The 17,045-nt window shown below is 61.0% G+C and carries 15 protein-coding genes; 13 read left to right on the top strand and 2 right to left on the bottom strand.

Annotated elements, in window-relative coordinates:
• Positions 1–810 precede the first annotated feature (810 nt).
• The 4 genes from BN1079_RS16925 (at position 811) to BN1079_RS16910 (ending at position 4,311) form a co-directional block, all read left to right on the top strand.
• Positions 811–1,290 carry a DUF2726 domain-containing protein gene (locus tag BN1079_RS16925; protein ID WP_037026487.1) on the top strand — a complete coding sequence of 160 codons (480 nt, stop codon included), beginning with the start codon at positions 811–813 and terminating at the stop codon, positions 1,288–1,290.
• Positions 1,291–1,354: 64 nt separating this feature from the next.
• Positions 1,355–2,377 (top strand): DUF5924 family protein, encoded by a 1,023-nt coding sequence (locus tag BN1079_RS16920; RefSeq protein WP_037026486.1) that lies wholly within the window; start codon positions 1,355–1,357, stop codon positions 2,375–2,377.
• 67 nt (positions 2,378–2,444) lie between these two features.
• A complete protein-coding gene (locus tag BN1079_RS16915) occupies positions 2,445–2,972 on the top strand; it encodes an MgtC/SapB family protein (protein WP_037026485.1) in 528 nt (175 codons plus the stop codon).
• Positions 2,973–2,991: 19 nt separating this feature from the next.
• A complete protein-coding gene (locus tag BN1079_RS16910; RefSeq protein ID WP_037026484.1) occupies positions 2,992–4,311 on the top strand; it encodes a PQQ-dependent sugar dehydrogenase in 1,320 nt (439 codons plus the stop codon).
• Positions 4,312–4,317: 6 nt separating this feature from the next.
• Here the strand turns inward: BN1079_RS16910 and sfsA are convergent, their stop codons facing one another.
• Both sfsA and BN1079_RS16900 read right to left on the bottom strand, forming a co-directional pair.
• The gene (sfsA, locus tag BN1079_RS16905) at positions 4,318–5,025 is read right to left on the bottom strand and encodes a DNA/RNA nuclease SfsA (RefSeq protein WP_037026483.1); all 708 of its coding nucleotides are present in this window, start codon (positions 5,023–5,025) and stop codon (positions 4,318–4,320) included.
• Positions 5,025–6,197: a pyridoxal phosphate-dependent aminotransferase gene (locus tag BN1079_RS16900; protein ID WP_037026482.1), complete on the bottom strand. Its 1,173-nt coding sequence runs from the start codon at positions 6,195–6,197 to the stop codon at positions 5,025–5,027. The genes sfsA and BN1079_RS16900 overlap by 1 nt, the downstream gene beginning before the upstream one ends.
• A 191-nt stretch (positions 6,198–6,388) precedes the next feature.
• Between BN1079_RS16900 and dksA the strand changes: the two genes are divergently transcribed.
• The 9 genes from dksA (at position 6,389) to panC (ending at position 17,042) form a co-directional block, all read left to right on the top strand.
• Positions 6,389–6,832 (top strand): RNA polymerase-binding protein DksA, encoded by a 444-nt coding sequence (gene dksA / locus BN1079_RS16895; RefSeq protein WP_037026481.1) that lies wholly within the window; start codon positions 6,389–6,391, stop codon positions 6,830–6,832.
• A gap of 73 nt (positions 6,833–6,905) precedes the next feature.
• The gene (gene gluQRS / locus BN1079_RS16890; RefSeq protein ID WP_037026478.1) at positions 6,906–7,808 is read left to right on the top strand and encodes a tRNA glutamyl-Q(34) synthetase GluQRS; all 903 of its coding nucleotides are present in this window, start codon (positions 6,906–6,908) and stop codon (positions 7,806–7,808) included.
• A gap of 91 nt (positions 7,809–7,899) precedes the next feature.
• On the top strand, positions 7,900–8,076 hold the full coding sequence (locus BN1079_RS17655) for a hypothetical protein (protein ID WP_003095129.1): 177 nt from the start codon (positions 7,900–7,902) through the stop codon (positions 8,074–8,076).
• Positions 8,060–11,014, top strand: coding sequence for a sensor histidine kinase (locus tag BN1079_RS16880; protein WP_037026475.1), 2,955 nt, complete (start codon positions 8,060–8,062; stop codon positions 11,012–11,014). The genes BN1079_RS17655 and BN1079_RS16880 overlap by 17 nt, the downstream gene beginning before the upstream one ends.
• A 274-nt stretch (positions 11,015–11,288) precedes the next feature.
• A complete protein-coding gene (locus tag BN1079_RS16875) occupies positions 11,289–12,707 on the top strand; it encodes a sigma-54-dependent transcriptional regulator (protein WP_037026472.1) in 1,419 nt (472 codons plus the stop codon).
• A gap of 650 nt (positions 12,708–13,357) precedes the next feature.
• Positions 13,358–14,758 carry a polynucleotide adenylyltransferase PcnB gene (locus BN1079_RS16870; RefSeq protein ID WP_037026471.1) on the top strand — a complete coding sequence of 467 codons (1,401 nt, stop codon included), beginning with the start codon at positions 13,358–13,360 and terminating at the stop codon, positions 14,756–14,758.
• Positions 14,758–15,252 (top strand): 2-amino-4-hydroxy-6-hydroxymethyldihydropteridine diphosphokinase, encoded by a 495-nt coding sequence (folK, locus tag BN1079_RS16865; RefSeq protein WP_037026469.1) that lies wholly within the window; start codon positions 14,758–14,760, stop codon positions 15,250–15,252. The genes BN1079_RS16870 and folK overlap by 1 nt, the downstream gene beginning before the upstream one ends.
• 129 nt (positions 15,253–15,381) lie before the next feature.
• Positions 15,382–16,182: a 3-methyl-2-oxobutanoate hydroxymethyltransferase gene (gene panB, locus BN1079_RS16860; RefSeq protein WP_037026467.1), complete on the top strand. Its 801-nt coding sequence runs from the start codon at positions 15,382–15,384 to the stop codon at positions 16,180–16,182.
• Positions 16,179–17,042, top strand: a complete 864-nt coding sequence (gene panC, locus BN1079_RS16855) for a pantoate--beta-alanine ligase (protein WP_037026465.1) — start codon at positions 16,179–16,181, stop codon at positions 17,040–17,042. Before panB ends, panC begins: the two co-directional genes overlap by 4 nt.
• Positions 17,043–17,045 lie beyond the last annotated feature (3 nt).

The raw sequence follows: 17,045 nt of genomic DNA, 5'->3' as shown, positions 1-17,045 counted from the left end.
ATTAGCGTTCACTGATCAACAAATGATCAACAACCGCTACGCTGCGCCTGACGGACCTTTGGCAAAGCTGCAAAGAGGTTATCCACAGGGCCATGCACAACGATCTTGGATAACCGGTGCAAAGGCTATGGCTGTCATTGGCATAAGCAAAGAGCGCTAAGCCCAGAGCGCGGCTAATCTTGCGCTACAGCATTGAAGGAGAGCTGCCATGTCCCAGTCCAAATCGTCTTTTTTCGAAACGCTGTTTGCCAACTACGCCCTGGCTGCGAGTGGTTCCAGTACCCACTAAGGCTTTGTCTGAATACGGCTGATCAACAAGTCTGATCAAAAAACACACAGAAAGCTGCACGCCTCGGTGTGTAAGGCTTGGGGGAAGTTCGCCAGAGCTTATCCACAATGCCTTCCACATCTGGCGGGGATAACTTCAAGCCTGCGCCCGCTGCTGTTTCGGAAGCGCCTAGATCAGGGTTCGAAGGACTTGTTAGAAGCGCAGCGCTGTGCTTGTATGTTCTCTTCACAAGCCTTGGCTAAAAAACATACAAAGCTCTGAACAGCCCATTCCAAGCAGGGCCTGGGGATTAACCCCAAGGTTATCCACAGAACGCCGCACAGATAAGCGGGATAACTTTCCGGCAGATGTCTCTACGAACTTCCCAGTCCCGCGAAGGCTCCAACCCACATACTTCCCCGATCCCTGGATCGTTAAAAACACGCAACCCTACTGGCAGGACGTCGCCTCATGTATCCGCAGCCCTGTTTCCACGGTTATGCTTTTGCTTTTCGGGGTTCGGTCAATCGAGGCGGAGTTCAATGACAGCCTTTATCACGCTGGTGCTGGCCGCCTTTGTCTGTTTCACGCTGGTGTTCTACATCAAACAGCGGCAGTTCCGGCACCCGGCATTGAGCATGCCCTATCAGCTTAGGCGGCCTGTATTAAAGACTGAAGAGCGCGAGCTCTTGGCCATGCTTCAGCAAGCCGTGGCCGATGACTACCTGATTCTGTGCAAGATACGTGTCGCTGATGTGGTCGACGTCACGGCAATACCCCGACGTACCCCCTGGTATCAGGCGACCAATAGAATCTCGGCCGGGTGTTTCGACTTTCTTCTATGCGACCCCCAAACACTGGACCCCGTCTGCGCCATCGAAATGGAGCCGGCAGACGACGGCAATGCATTCCTCGATCAACTGTGCAGCACCATCGGGCTGCCGCTGGTGCGGCTACCCGCGGAAAAGGCACGCTCCTACAGCGAAGTGCGCTCTGCCATCCAGCGTGTCGCTACGGCCTAAGCACAGCCCCGGCCGCCGGGCCCTGCTCGCGCGCTCTTGATTGGCGGCATTTAGGAGATTCGGCATGCCGCTGAAATCCTGGTTCACCGCCGGTTTCAAGTGGGGATCGCGACTCATAAGTCGCTACCCGGGCAGCATTGCGCTGTTCGGCTTCTGCTCGGGCATCGCCAGTTTCGTGCTGGTGGAACGTCAGGCCGGACTGGCCAAATTCATCGCTGCCCTGATGCTGTTCAGTTGGCTCTGGCTTATGCTGGAGAACTCCTTGCGCCGCACTCTGGAGCGGCGGCTTGGCTGGAAAGTGCCTCCACCCCTGCTGCGCTATGTCACCCAGATGGTGCATCAGGAAAGCCTGTTCTTCATCATCCCGTTCTTTTTCGTCACCACCACCTGGAACAGCGGCCAGTCCGTGTTCACGGTGATACTGGGGCTGGCCGCACTGATCTCGCTGGTCGATCCGCTTTATTACAAATGGCTGGCGCCACGGCGCTGGTTCTATCTGGCATTCCATGCACTGACGCTGTTTGCAGTGCTGCTCACGGCCCTGCCGATCATCTTTCACCTCTCGACCCCGCAGAGTTATCTCTGGGCGCTGGGTATCGCCGTACTACTGGCACTGCCGAGCCTGCGCGGGCTGTTTCCGGAGTGGAACTGGAAAAGCCTGCTCGCGATTCCACTGCTGACCCTCGTCGTCGCCATGGGCGGCTGGCTGGGACGCACCTGGGTGCCGCCCGCCACGTTATGGATGACCGACGTCGCTGTGACGCAGAGCCTGGACAACGCTTCGCGCAAGCCCGGCAACCGCCTCAAACGAGTGAGCCAGGCCGAGCTGCATGCCGAGGGGCTGTTCGCCTTCACTGCGATCAATGCGCCACGCGGCCTGAAGGAGCGGATCTATCACGAGTGGGTACATAACGGCAGGCGGGTCGATCGCATCCCGCTCGACATCAATGGCGGGCGCAAGGCGGGCTACCGAGCCTGGACGCACAAACGCAACTTTCCCGCTGACGCCGCTGGCAAGTGGCGCGTGCAGGTCATGACCGAAGCTGGACAAATGATCGGCATGCTGCGCTTCGAGGTCACTCAATGAACCGCGCCTGGGCTGCAGACTCGAAATGCACGAGAGCAGCTGTCGTTACGGTCGAAAGGAGAAATTCATGGAATGGTGGGAGGTGGTGGGCAACACCGTTGCCGCAGAGTTTTCTGACCTTCCCGATCTAGAGCACGCCACCCGCGTTTCGGTACGGCTGCTGCTGGCCGCCACCCTGGGTGGCGTGCTCGGCTACGAGCGCGAACACAAGGGCAAGGCCGCGGGACTGCGCACGCATATGCTGGTCGCTGTGGGGGCTGCGCTATTCGTGCTGGTACCTCTGCAGGCCGGCATGCCCCTCGAAGACGCCTCACGGGTGATACAAGGCATCATCGCCGGTATCGGTTTCCTTGGCGCCGGTACTATCCTCAAGGGCAACTCGGCTCAGGACGTTAAAGGTTTGACCACCGCAGCGGGGATCTGGCTGACGGCCGCCATCGGCGTTGCCTGCGGACTGGGGCACGAGGCTACCGCTGTGCTCACCACCGGCTTTGCGCTGGCTATCTTCGTCCTGATGCCGCGTCTGGAGCAGCATGCCTCCGAATATATGGAGGACACCAGCCACGAAGGGCGCGACAGCGAACGGAACCCCTGATATTCATGCAGGAGACCTCATGCGCAACCATCCAATCCTGTTGGCAACAGCAATTGCCATGTTCGGCCTCGCCGGCTGCGGCGAAACCGCAAAGTTGCCTGTGGGATCCGGTTACGGACCGCACCCCACCTTGCCTGAACCCAATAAAACGCTGATTCCCACCGTCAGTATCGCCAAGGCAACCGGCTGGCCCGAAGGCGCAAAGCCACTGGCGGCACCCGGCCTGCGCGTTGAAGCATTCGCTGGCAACCTCGATCACCCACGCTGGCTGCATGTGCTGCCCAACGGCGACGTACTGGTAGCCGAAAGCGACGCACCGGCGAAGCCGGAAGGATTTCGCGGCCTGCGCGGCTGGGTCATGAAGAAGGCCATGGCACGGGCCGGCTCTGGCGGACAGAGCGCCAACCGCATCACCCTGCTACGCGACCGCGATGGTGACGGCACACCCGAAGTGCGCACGGTATTGCTTGAGGGTTTGAACTCGCCCTTTGGCATGGCGCTGGTCGACGACTGGCTGTACATCGCCAACACCGGCGCGCTGCTGCGCTTCCCCTATAAAGAAGGCGCCACGCGGATCGACGAGCCCGGGGAAAAAGTGGTCGATCTGCCGGCCGGCCCAATAAACCACCACTGGACCAAGAACGTGATCGCTAGCCGTGACGGCTCGCGCCTGTATGTCACCAGCGGCTCCAACAGCAACGTCGGTGAAAACGGCATGGACGCGGAGAAAAACCGCGCCGCCATCCTGGAAGTCGACCCACAGCACAAGCGCCTGCGCCTGTTCGCCTCGGGCCTGCGCAATCCCAACGGGCTGGCCTGGCAACCGGACAGCGGCGAGCTGTGGACCACCGTCAACGAACGCGACGAAATCGGCAGCGATCTAGTGCCCGATTACATGACGTCCGTGCAGGACGGCGGCTTCTACGGCTGGCCCTACAGTTACTTCGGCCAGCACCTCGACAAGCGCGCCGAGCCGCCACGAGCCGATCTGGTGGCCAAGGCGATCGTTCCCGATTACGCCCTGGGGGCGCATACCTCTTCCATGGGCCTGGCCTTTTACGAGAGCCAACTTTTACCGGAGCGTTACCGCAACGGCGCCTTCATCGGCCAGCACGGCTCCTGGAACCGCAAGCCGCGCAGTGGCTACAAGGTAATTTTCGTGCCATTCAAGGATGGCAAGCCGGACGGCCCACCCGAGGATATTCTCACCGGATTCGTCAGTGCCGACGAAAAAGCTCTGGGGCGTCCCGTAGGCGTCGCGGTCGACAAGACCGGCGCCCTGCTGGTTGCCGATGATGTCGGTGACGTCATCTGGCGCGTGACGCCGGACGCCGACTGAGACGGCTCAGAGAATCACCGGGAGCCTCTGGGTCAAACGGATTTCCTCCGGCGAGATCTCCACGCCATAGGCCAATACCTCGACGCCCGCCGCCACCGCATCACGCAAGGCGGTGGCGTACAACGGGTCGATCTCGGTGGCCGGGCGCACCGCTTCGATGCCGGTCAGGTTCACGCAGTACAGCTGCACGGCACGCACGCCGTCACGGGCCAGCGTCGCCAGCTCACGCAGATGGCGCGTGCCACGGGTGGTGACTGCATCGGGGAAGGCTGCGACCGCCGTATCACTGAAGCCCAGGGTGACGCTCTTGACCTCGACGAAGGCCGGCCCTGTCGGATAATCCAGGCGAAAATCCACCCGGCTGTTCTCCGTGCCATAAGCGACTTCCCGCTTGAGCGCAGTAAAGCCAATCAGCTCTTCGACCACACCGCCCATCAGGGCCTCCTCTACCAGGCGGTTGGCACGTGCAGTATTCACACAGGCCAACCGACCCTGCGGCGTCTCTACCAGCTCCCAGGTGCCGGGCAGTTTGCGCTTGGGATCATCGTTGCGCTGGAACCAGACTCGGGCGCCCTCCCCCATGCAGTTGAGCATCGAGCCGGTGTTGGGACAGTGAATGCACAAATGCTCACCGTTGTCCGTGACGATATCAGCGAGAAAGCGCTTATAGCGGCGCACCAGCCGCCCCGTTTCCAACGGGCTGGAAAAAAGCATCAGCCTTGCCAGCTCTGCAGTCCGCGGGCAATACGCTCGACCGCCATTTCAAGCCGGGGCAGGTCCTGGGTATAGGCGAAACGTACGTGATGCCCGGCCTGGTGGCGTCCAAAATCCAGCCCCGGCGTAATGGCCACGAACTGGGTTTCCAGCATGTGCTGACAGAAGGCAAAGGCATCGCCACCGAAGGCACTGATGTCGGCATACAAGTAGAACGCGCCTTCCGGCTCCACCGCGATGCGGAAGCCCAGCTCACGCAGGGCCGGCAACAGGAAATCACGGCGGCGGGCGAACTCTGCGCGGCGTGCCTCGAAGATCTCCAGCGTGGCCGGTTCAAAGCAGGCCAATGCCGCATGCTGAGCCATGGTCGGTGCGCTGATGTAAAGGTTCTGCGCCAGCTTTTCCAGCTCGGGCACGGCTGCTTGCGGCGCAACCATCCAGCCCAGGCGCCAGCCGGTCATGCCGAAATATTTGGAGAAGCTGTTGAGTACGAATGCCTCATCGTCCACTTCCAGCACGCTGGCCGCATCGGTGCCATAGGTCAGACCGTGATAGATCTCATCCACCACCAGGTGCCCGCCACGCGCCTTGAGCTCGGTCGACAGCCCCGCTAGCTCATCACGCTTCAACAGGGTTCCGGTCGGGTTGGCCGGCGAGGCCACCAGCGCGCCAACGCTGTGCTCATCCCAGTGTCTTGCAATCAGCTCAGGCGTCAGCTGGTAACGCACCTCCGGCCCTACCGCCACCAGTTGCGCCGCACCTTCGATCAGGCGCAGGAAGTGCCGATTGCAGGGATAACCGGGGTCCGCCAACAGCCAGTGCTTGCCCGGATCGACCAGCAGGCTGCTGGTAAGTAACAAAGCACCGGAACCGCCGGGAGTAATCAGCACGCGTTCGGGGTCAATAGACAGCTGATAACGCTGCGCATAGAACCCGGCGATAGCCTCACGCAGCTGCGGCAGCCCTCGGGCAGCCGTATAACTCGTGTGGCCAGCGGCAAGCGCAGCTTGACCCGCCGCGACTATGGGCGCTGCGGTGGTGAAGTCCGGCTCGCCGATTTCCAGATGAATGACATCGCGCCCCAGGGCCTGTAACTCATTGGCACGCGCAAGCAGCGCCATGACGTGAAAAGGCTCTATCGCGCGGCTACGTGCACTGTAAAACGAGGTCATATGACCTCCCTGACGAAAAGAAAAAACGATTCTACCCAAGGTCTCCCCGACGCTGCAGCCACCGTGATACTCGGGAGTAGCGCACCCCGGTACGATCTGGTAAGTTCGCCCGCTTGTAGCCGCAGGGCCGGCACGGGCCGGCAGAGGGATCCATCATCCTGCGCAATGGACATAGCGAGAGGCGTTCATCCATGCCCATTACCAAAACGAAAAAAAGCACCCAACTGATTCGCGCCTTCGAGCCTTACAAGGAATCCAAAGGTGAGGAGTACATGAGCGACAAGATGCGCGCTCACTTCACCGGCATCCTCAACAAGTGGAAGCAGGAGCTTATGGAGGAAGTCGACCGCACCGTGCATCACATGCAGGACGAAGCGGCCAACTTCCCTGATCCGGCCGACCGCGCCAGTCAGGAAGAAGAGTTCAGCCTGGAACTGCGCGCCCGCGACCGCGAGCGCAAGCTGATCAAGAAGATCGATGAAACCCTGCAGCTGATCGAAGAAAACGAATACGGCTGGTGTGATTCCTGTGGCGTCGAGATCGGCATCCGCCGCCTTGAAGCCCGCCCCACCGCTACGCTCTGCATCGACTGCAAGACGCTGGCGGAAATCAAGGAAAAGCAGATCGGTTCCTGATCTGAGAACGGGGCGCTAAGGCGCCCCGCTTCATTTATGCCCCCCGCCTCGTGGAACAGCAACCGAGCCGGCCATGTCGTCATCTCCTTCCATCAATACCGCCTACACCGGCCGCTTCGCGCCCACCCCTAGCGGTTACCTGCACTTCGGTTCGCTGGTTGCGGCCCTAGCCTCCTACCTGGATGCTCGCGCCGTCGGCGGCCGCTGGCTGCTGCGGATGGAAGACCTCGACCCGCCACGGGAAATGCCCGGCGCACAAGCGGCCATTGTGGAAAGCCTGCGCAACTACGGCTTCGAGTGGGATGGCGAAATGCAGCGCCAGAGCGACCGCCATGACGCCTACGAACAGGTCATCGAGCGCCTGCTGCGTGAAGGCCTGGCCTATCCTTGCCAATGCTCACGCAAACAGCTCGAAGACTGGCCAGGCGCCTACCCTGGCTTCTGCCGCGATGCCAACCAGCCGCTGCAAAACGCTGCAATCCGCCTCCGTGTACCTGAGCTGGAATACCGCTTCACTGATCGCGTCCAGGGTGAGTACGGCCAACATCTCGGCCGCGACGTGGGCGATTTCGTGATTCGTCGTCGCGATGGCCTGTTCGCCTACCAACTAGCCGTGGTCCTGGATGACGCCTGGCAGGGCGTGACCGACGTGGTGCGCGGCGCCGACCTGCTCGATTCGACCCCGCGGCAGCTGTATCTGCAGGAGTTACTCGGCCTGCCGCAACCGCGCTACCTTCATGTGCCACTGATCATCCAGCCGGACGGGCACAAGCTGGGCAAGAGTTATCGCTCCCCGCCACTGCGCCCGGACGAAGCCGTGCCGCTGCTGCTGCGGGCACTGCGCACCCTCGGCCAGCCCACCGTTCCCGAGCTGAAAGACGCCCTACCTGGCGAACTCCTGGCGTGGGCCATTCCACGCTGGAATGCCGAACGCATCCCGCGCACCCTTACGCTGGCTGAAGCGCAGTTGCGCTGACACAAAGTCGAACTACGGCTTTTCCGAAGGCTGTGGCTTGCAGCTTGCCGCTTCCTTTACCATCCGTCTCACTTCTGACACGAGACCCGGCATGTACATCTACCGACTGGTACTGCTCCTGGTAGTGGGGATCTATCTGTTCTCCCCCGCGATCATGGACTGGTGGATCGACCCCAACGGCGCCTGGTACCGGCCCTATCTGTTGTGGCTGATCCTTATCGTGGTGACTTTCATTCTTCAGAGCCAGCGCGATGCAGACGAGCTTTAGCCTCAGCCACCTGATCCTCATCAGCGTCGCCTACCTGCTGCTGCTATTCGGCGTAGCCTGGGTCAGCGAGCGCGGATTGATACCACGCTGGATCATTCGCCACCCGCTGACCTACACCTTGTCACTGGGCGTGTACGCCAGTGCCTGGGCCTTCTACGGCACCGTCGGCCTGGCCTATCAGTATGGCTATGGTTTTCTTGCGACCTACCTGGGCGTCTGCGGCGCCTTTCTGCTGGCACCGGTCCTGCTCTATCCGATCCTGCGTATAACCCGCACCTACCAGCTGGCATCGCTGGCAGACCTGGTCGCCTTTCGCTTTCGCAGCACCTGGGCCGGTGCGCTGACGACCATCGTCATGCTGGTCGGCATGTTGCCGCTATTGGCCCTGCAGATACAGGCCGTTGCCGACGCCATCGGCATTCTCACCCTGGAACCGCTGCAGGAACGCGTAGCCTTGGGCTACTGCGTGATGATCATGCTCTTCACCATTCTCTTCGGTGCCCGGCATATCGCCACCCGTGAGAAGCATGAGGGGCTGGTGTTTGCGATTGCCTTCGAATCGCTGGTCAAGCTGGGGACCTTCGGCGCCATTGGTCTGTATGCGCTCTACGTTGTCTTCGGCGGCCCGCACCAGCTGGAAATCTGGCTGCTGCAAAACCAGTCAGCCCTCCAGGCGCTGCACACGCCACTGCAGGAAGGGCCCTGGCGCACACTGCTGCTGGTTTTCTTCGCCTCGGCGATCGTCATGCCGCACATGTATCACATGACCTTTACCGAAAACCTCAACCCGCGGGCGCTGGTCAGTGCCAGCTGGGGGTTGCCGCTGTACCTGCTGCTGATGAGCCTGGCGGTGCCGCTGATTCTCTGGGCCGGACTCAAGCTGGGGGTTAGCACCAATCCCGAGTACTTCACGCTGGGCTTGGGCATCACCGCGCAAAGCGAAGTGCTCACCCTATTGGCATTCGTGGGCGGCCTGTCGGCGTCCAGCGGCTTGATCATCGTCTGTACCCTGGCGCTGTCTGGCATGGCTCTCAACCATCTGGTACTGCCGCTTTATCAGCCCCCCACCGAAGGCAACATCTATCGCTGGCTGAAGTGGACTCGGCGCAGCCTGATCCTGACCATCATCATGGCCGGCTACGGCTTCTATCTGATGCTGGGCGCCGAGCAGGACCTGTCCAACCTGGGCATCGTAGCCTTCGTCGCCACCCTGCAGTTCCTGCCGGGCGTACTCTCGGTTCTTTATTGGCCCACCGCCAATCGGCGTGGCTACATCGTCGGACTGCTCGCGGGGATCAGCGTCTGGGTGGTCACCATGCTGCTGCCGCTGGTGGGCAACCTGAATGGCTTCTATATACCGCTGTTCAACCTCGTCTACGTGCTCGATGACACCAGCTGGCACCTGGCGGCAATCGCCTCGCTGGCGGTCAACGTGCTGGCCTTCTCGCTGTTCTCGCTGTTCACCGAAACCAGCCCCGAGGAGCAGAGTGCCGCCGAAGCCTGCGCTGTGGAGAACATCCGCCGCCCGCAACGCCGCGAACTGACGGCCAACTCGCCGCAAGAATTCGCCGTGCAGCTGGCCAAACCGCTGGGAGGCAAAACCGCACAGCGTGAAGTGGAGCAGGCCCTGCGCGATCTGCAGCTGCCCTTTGACGAACACCGCCCCTATGCCCTGCGGCGTCTGCGCGACCGTATCGAGGCGAACCTGTCCGGGCTGATGGGCCCGAGTGTGGCGCAGGATATCGTCGAAAACTTCCTGCCCTACAAGGACGGCGCCGAGGGCTATGTGACCGAAGATATCCACTTCATCGAGAACCGCCTCGAGGAGTATCACTCGCGTCTGACCGGTCTCGCCGGCGAGCTTGATGCCCTGCGCCGTTACCACCGACAGACGTTGCAGGATCTGCCCATGGGCGTCTGCTCGCTGGCCAAGGATCAGGAAGTGTTGATGTGGAACCGTGCCCTGGAGGAGCTCACGGGAATCCCTGCACTGCAGGTGGTCGGTTCACGCCTGACTACCATCAGCGAGCCCTGGCAGAGCCTGCTGAGCGACTTCATCGGTCAGCCAGATGAGCATCTGCACAAGCAGCGCCTATCCATAGAAGGTGACACCCGCTGGCTGAACCTGCACAAAGCCGCTATCGACGAACCTCTGGCCCCCGGTAACAGCGGACTGGTCCTGCTGATCGAAGACCTCACCGAAACCCAGGTGCTGGAAGATCGCCTGGTGCACTCCGAACGCCTGGCCAGCATTGGCCGTCTCGCCGCGGGCGTCGCTCACGAGATCGGCAACCCCATCACCGGCATCGCCTGCCTGGCACAGAACCTGCGCGAGGAGCGCGAAGAGGATGGCGAAATCACCGAAATCAGCAGCCAGATCATTGAGCAGACCAAACGCGTGTCGCGCATCGTCCAGTCCCTGATGAGCTTTGCCCATGCTGGCGGGCGCCAGCACAACCTGTATCCGGTATCCCTAGCCGCGATTACCCAGGATGCCATTGGCCTGCTCTCGCTCAATCGCGAATCCACCGAAGTGCAGTACTTCAACCTCTGCGACCCGCAGCATCTGGCCGAAGGCGATCCCCAGCGTCTTGCCCAGGTGTTGATCAACCTGCTCTCCAACGCCCGCGACGCCTCCGAGCCGGGCGGCATCATTCGCATCCACAGCGAAGTGTCCGAGCAGACGGTTTATCTGATCATCGAGGACGAAGGCAGCGGTATTCCCAAGCTTGTCCAGGACCGGCTGTTCGAGCCGTTCTACACCACCAAAGACCCCGGAGAAGGGACCGGTCTGGGCCTTGCGCTGGTCTATTCCATCGTGGAAGAGCATTATGGACAGATCAATATCGACAGCCCCACCGATCCTGAAACCCAACGCGGCACCCGTTTCCGGATCACCTTGCCCCGGTTTACCGAGGCATCGGAGGCTGTAAGTTGAAGAGGCGATCACAGAAATCTGCCCATAGCAGGCCGTCACATGCGACGGCCGTAGCAGGCTGCTGAAACGTAGGCGAAACAGGCAGGACAAGGCGCAACCACCAGAGAAAGTAACAGCTCTGGACTCACCCAAAGGGCGAGCGCCGCGAGTGCAAACAGCCAAAGATGCGGAGTTTAGTTTTCTAAATGAGCATGCCGAGGCCGATCTTAACGACGTCATGCCAACGCAGTTTCGGTGGCCTGTTAGCCGCCTCCAGACCGTCGAGAGAGTACTGATGTCACATATTCTGATCGTCGAAGACGAAACCATCATCCGCTCCGCCTTGCGCCGGTTGCTCGAACGCAACCAATACGAAGTGAGCGAAGCAGGCTCGGTACAGGAAGCCCAAGAGCGCTATGACATTCGCGGCTTCGACCTCATCATCAGCGACCTGCGCTTGCCCGGAGCGCCCGGTACCGAATTGATCAAGCTTGCTGAAGGCGTACCGGTGCTGATCATGACCAGTTACGCCAGCCTGCGCTCTGCCGTCGATTCGATGAAAATGGGCGCCGTTGATTACATCGCCAAGCCATTCGACCATGATGAAATGCTGCAAACCGCCGCGCGCATTCTTAGTGAGCGCGAGCAGGCTTCCAGCACACCCCAGGCACAGAGCACACAGCCCACAGCAGCAGCGGAGGCGACCCAAGGCGAGATCGGCATCATCGGTCACTGCGCACCGATGCAAGACCTGTTCGTGAAGATCCGCAAGGTTGCCCCCACCGACTCTAACGTCCTGATCCAGGGCGAATCCGGAACCGGCAAGGAACTGGTTGCCCGCGCGCTGCACAATCTTTCGCAACGCGCCAAGGCCCCGATGATTTCCGTCAACTGCGCGGCGATCCCGGAAACGCTGATCGAGTCCGAGCTGTTCGGCCACGAAAAGGGTGCATTCACGGGCGCTAGTGCCGGACGGGCCGGTCTGGTTGAAGCTGCCGACGGCGGCACGCTGTTTCTCGATGAAATCGGAGAATTGCCCCTGGAAGCTCAGGCGAGACTGCTACGGGTACTTCAGGAAGGCGAGATCCGCCGCGTCGGCTCGACCCAGTCGCAGAAGGTCAACGTACGCCTGGTGGCTGCGACGCACCGCGACCTGAAGAACCTGGCCAAGCTCGGCGAGTTTCGTGAAGACCTCTACTACCGTCTGCACGTCATTGCTCTCAAGCTGCCGCCGCTACGTGAGCGTGGCAGCGATATTCTGGAGATTGCCAAGGCTTTCCTCGCCCGCCAGAGCGCTCGTATGGGAGGTGAAGAGATGCACTTCTCACACGAAGCCGAGCAGGCCATCCGTCACTACTCCTGGCCTGGCAACGTGCGCGAGCTGGAAAATGCCATCGAGCGCGCGGCCATCCTCAGCGAGAGCCCGGAAATCAGCGCGGAACTGCTGGGTGTCGACATCGAACTCGATGGCCTTGACGACGAGTACGACGAGCACTGCGAGCCCCTTGGTGGCGGCAGTACCGGCGCCCCCAGCAATGAGCCGACCGAAGACCTTTCACTGGAAGACTATTTTCAGCACTTCGTGCTTGAGCATCAGGACCACATGACCGAGACCGAGCTGGCGCGCAAGTTGGGAATCAGTCGCAAGTGCCTATGGGAACGGCGCCAGCGCCTGGGCATCCCGCGACGGAAATCCAGCACAACTGCGGGGTAGCGTGTTACCTACCACCCCCTCGCGTAACAGCGAACCGGGTTCATAGGTAACGAAATGCAACTTCCCACACCTGCCACCCCAACCACCAAACCCTGTAAGTCATTGATTTGTAAGGGATATCAAAACCTGGCACGGCAAGTGCTTTATATCTGGCACAACAACAATAACAAGCAGACCCACAATAAGAACAAAACGTACCGACTCCAGCAAAATAACGACAAGAAGGCGGAGGCGTAGCTAACTGATTCTTTTGGAGAGGACTTGCCAAATGGGGTTCAGCCCCACGACCAGGCCGAGAACAACAAGAACTGCTCTAAGCAGTACCTGCACTGGTTGGATCACAGGATCAATGGCAGCTCAGCGACCAAAGCAATCCGTTTGCTCTTGGCTCCCAATGTAGGAGCGATTCCCTAAAAGCGATGGCCAAAGGGAACGGGCGAACCAACAAAAACAACACGCCCGAATATTAATAACAACAAAGCACGCAACATCTTTAAAAGGGAGCTTCGGCTCCCTTTGTGCTTTGCGATCCCTACCGAGTTTTGACACCCCCTCTCGCTTCGTTCACCATCCCCCGATTCCGGTGCTAGAATTCACGAAGTTTTGTGCAATTTCTACCTCACCCGCCCTTTCGCCACACAGTGCCTCCCATGCTGAAAAAGCTGTTCCAGTCTTTTCGTTCTCCCCTGCGCCGTTTTCCGCGCCCTCGACACACACCCGAAATTCTGTCCGGCAGACAACATTCACTGCACAGCGAGGACATCAATCGCCACGCTGTCAGCGTCGTCGAGAGGCTCCAGCAGGCTGGCTATGAGGCATATGTGGTGGGCGGCTGCGTGCGCGACCTGCTGCTGCATCTCTCCCCCAAGGACTATGACGTGGCTACCAGTGCCACGCCCGAACAGGTTCGCGCCGAGTTTCGCAATGCTCGCATCATCGGCCGGCGTTTCAAGCTGGTTCACGTGCACTACGGTCGCGAAATCATTGAAGTTGCCACCTTCCGCGCCAACCACCCTGAAACCGATGACGAGGATGATGCCAGCCATCTGGCTTCGCGCAATGAAAGCGGCCGCATCCTGCGGGACAACATCTACGGAACACTTGAGGATGATGCCCAGCGCCGCGACTTCACTATCAATGCGCTGTATTACGACCCGACCAGCGAACGTATTCTCGACCACACCCGTGGCGTCCACGACATCCGCAACCGACTGATCCGTCTGATCGGCGACCCTGAACAGCGCTACCTCGAAGATCCGGTACGGATGCTGCGGGCCGTGCGTTTCGCCGCCAAGCTGGACTTCGAGATCGAGAAACACAGCGCCGAACCCATCGCCGAGCTGTCCGACCTGCTCTGTGACGTGCCCTCAGCGCGCCTGTTCGATGAGATTCTCAAGCTGTTCCTGGGCGGCAAGGCTCTGCGCACATTCGAGTTGCTGCTGGAATATGACCTCTTCGCTCCGCTGTTCCCGGCAAGCGCCGAGGCGCTTGAGGACAATCCGGAGTATGCCGGCACGCTGATTCGCAACGCCCTGGCCAACACCGACCAGCGCATTGCCCAGGGCAAGCCCGTAACGCCTGCGTTCCTGTTCGCCGCACTGCTCTGGCCGGCCTTGCCGGCGCGCGTGCAGGAAGCTCAGGGGCGCGGCCTGCCGCCGATCCCGGCGATGCAGGAAGCTGCGCATGAACTCGTCTGGGAGCAGTGCCAGCGCACCGCCATTCCCAAGCGTTTCACCATGCCCATGCGCGAGATCTGGGACATGCAGGAACGCCTTCCACGTCGCCAGGGACGCCGCGCCGACCAACTGCTGGATAACCCGCGGTTCCGTGCCGGTTACGATTTTCTGCTGCTGCGCGAGAGCGCTGGCGAGCAGACCAACGGCCTTGGCGACTGGTGGACCGAGTATCAGGAGGCCGGAGATAGCGAACGCCGCAGCATGATTCGCGAGCTCAGCAATCGGAGCGACGACAGCGGTGCACCACGCAAACGCCGCCGTAGCGGTGGACGCCGCAAGCGTGGGGCGAATGAGGGTGCTCCTGCGAGCGAATGATGGAACGCGTTTATATAGGTCTTGGTAGCAATCTTGCCGAGCCGCAGCAGCAGTTGCGCTGCGCGCTCATGGCGCTCGATGCCCTCCCCGACAGCCGCCTCGTTGCCGTTTCTTCTCTGTATGCCAGCGATCCGCTCGGCCCTGCTGACCAGCCTCGCTATAACAATGCCGTCGCAGCGCTGGATACCAGCCTCGCGCCTCTGCAACTGCTCGACGCACTGCAAGCCATCGAACAAGCCCAGGGCCGCGAGCGCAAAGCCGAACGTTGGGGGCCGCGCACACTGGATTTGGACATCCTGCTGTTTGGCCAACGCCTGATCGACGAACCCAGGCTCACCGTCCCTCACTATCACCTGCACGCGAGAGCCTTCGTACTCTACCCGCTGGCCGAAATTGCTCCAGCCGGGCTGCAGCTAGCGGATGGCCGCCAGCTCGCCGCATTGCTGGCGGCATGCCCCTTCGAGGGAATAGAGCGGCTGGCTGCGCTCAGGTAACACGTAACGCGTGCGGTAACACTCTCATTGACTTGGCAGGCCGCCATCGAGACTATTAGCGCCCTCTGCCGGCAAGTGCTCATTTGACGCAGCAAAGCGGCTCGCGCAAAACCTAGGAGGACGGCATTCATGGCCGACGTAACCCTGACCACCCTGCAAGGGCTCAAACAGAAAGGCGAAAAGATCGTCATGCTTACCTGCTATGACGCCACCTTCGCCAAGACCGCCAGCGAAGCTGGGGTCGAGATGCTGCTGATCGGCGATTCCCTGGGTATGGTTCTGCAGGGGCATGACAGCACACTGCCCGTCTCTGTCGAGGAGATGGCCTATCACACTGCGTGCGTGAAGCGCGGCAACCGTGGCGCCATGATTGTCACCGACCTGCCGTTCATGGCCAACGCCACCATCGAGCAAACGCTGAACAACTCAGCCGCACTGATGAAAGCCGGTGCGCACATGATCAAGGTCGAAGGCACAGCCTGGCTGGCTGAATCCATCCGCCTGTTGGCCGAACGCGGGATTCCTGTCTGCGCCCACATGGGGCTTACACCACAGGCGGTGAATATCTTCGGCGGCTACAAGGTGCAGGGGCGCCAGGAAGCTCAGGCGCAACAGATGGTCGAAGACGCCAAGGCACTGGAAGCCGCCGGCGCGGCCCTGCTGCTGCTCGAATGCGTGCCCAGCGAATTGGCCGCACGCATCACTCAAGCGGTTTCGGTCCCGGTGATCGGCATCGGCGCCGGCAGCGAAACCGACGGCCAAGTTCTGGTTCTGCATGACATGCTGGGTCTGTCGCTCAGCGGTCGCACGCCGAAGTTCGTGAAGAACTTCATGGCCGAGCATGGCGACATCGCCAAAGCTATCGCCGCCTATGTCGCCGCCGTCAAGGCTGTGGAGTTCCCCGCTGCCGAACACGGATTCTCCGCATGAACGTAGTCAGGACCGTTGCCGATCTGCGTGCTGCGATCAAGCGTGCACGCAACGAGGGCAAACGCATCGGTTTCGTGCCGACCATGGGCAACCTGCACGACGGCCATATCGCACTGGTCCGAAAGGCTGGCCAGCGCGCCGACTTCGTTGTCGCCAGCATCTTTGTCAACCCGCTGCAGTTCGGCCCCAACGAAGACCTGGCCAGTTATCCGCGCACTCTGGCGGCCGACCAGGACAAGCTGTTCGAAGCCGGCTGCCACCTGCTGTTTGCGCCCAACGTGGAAGAGATGTATCCCAACGGCCAGGGTCTGCAGACCATCGTCAGCGTGCCCGGCGTTTCCGAAGGGCTCTGCGGCGGAAGCCGTCCTGGCCACTTCGATGGCGTCTCGACGGTGGTCAGCAAGCTGTTCAATATGGTGCAGCCGGATCTTGCCGTGTTCGGCGAGAAGGATTTCCAGCAACTGGCAGTCATCCGCACCATGGTGCGGGACCTGAATATGCCGGTGCAGATCATCGGTGAGCCCATCGTACGCGCCGCAGACGGTCTTGCACTGTCCTCGCGCAACGGCTACCTCAGCCCTGCAGAGCGCGAAAGCGCACCGGCGTTGTATCGCACGCTGAAGCAGATGGCCGAGGCGCTGCGCAACGGCGAACAGGACTACGCAGCGCTGCTGCGTCAGGGACGCGAAGCCCTGGAAGCCGCTGGCATGCGTCCCGACTACCTGGAAATCCGTAGCGCCAGCGACCTGCAACCGGCCACGCCCGGGACCCGCGAGCGGATCATCCTGGCCGCCGCGTTCCTCGGCAAGACCCGCCTGATCGACAACCTGCAAGTCGATAGCGGCCCGTCCCACCCGTAACAG

The organism is Pseudomonas saudiphocaensis, assembly GCF_000756775.1.
In the GTDB taxonomy this organism is placed as follows: Bacteria; Pseudomonadota; Gammaproteobacteria; order Pseudomonadales; family Pseudomonadaceae; genus Stutzerimonas; species Stutzerimonas saudiphocaensis.
The sequence above is the reverse complement of the archived record's forward strand: the minus strand, read 5'-3'. Positions and strand labels throughout refer to the sequence as shown.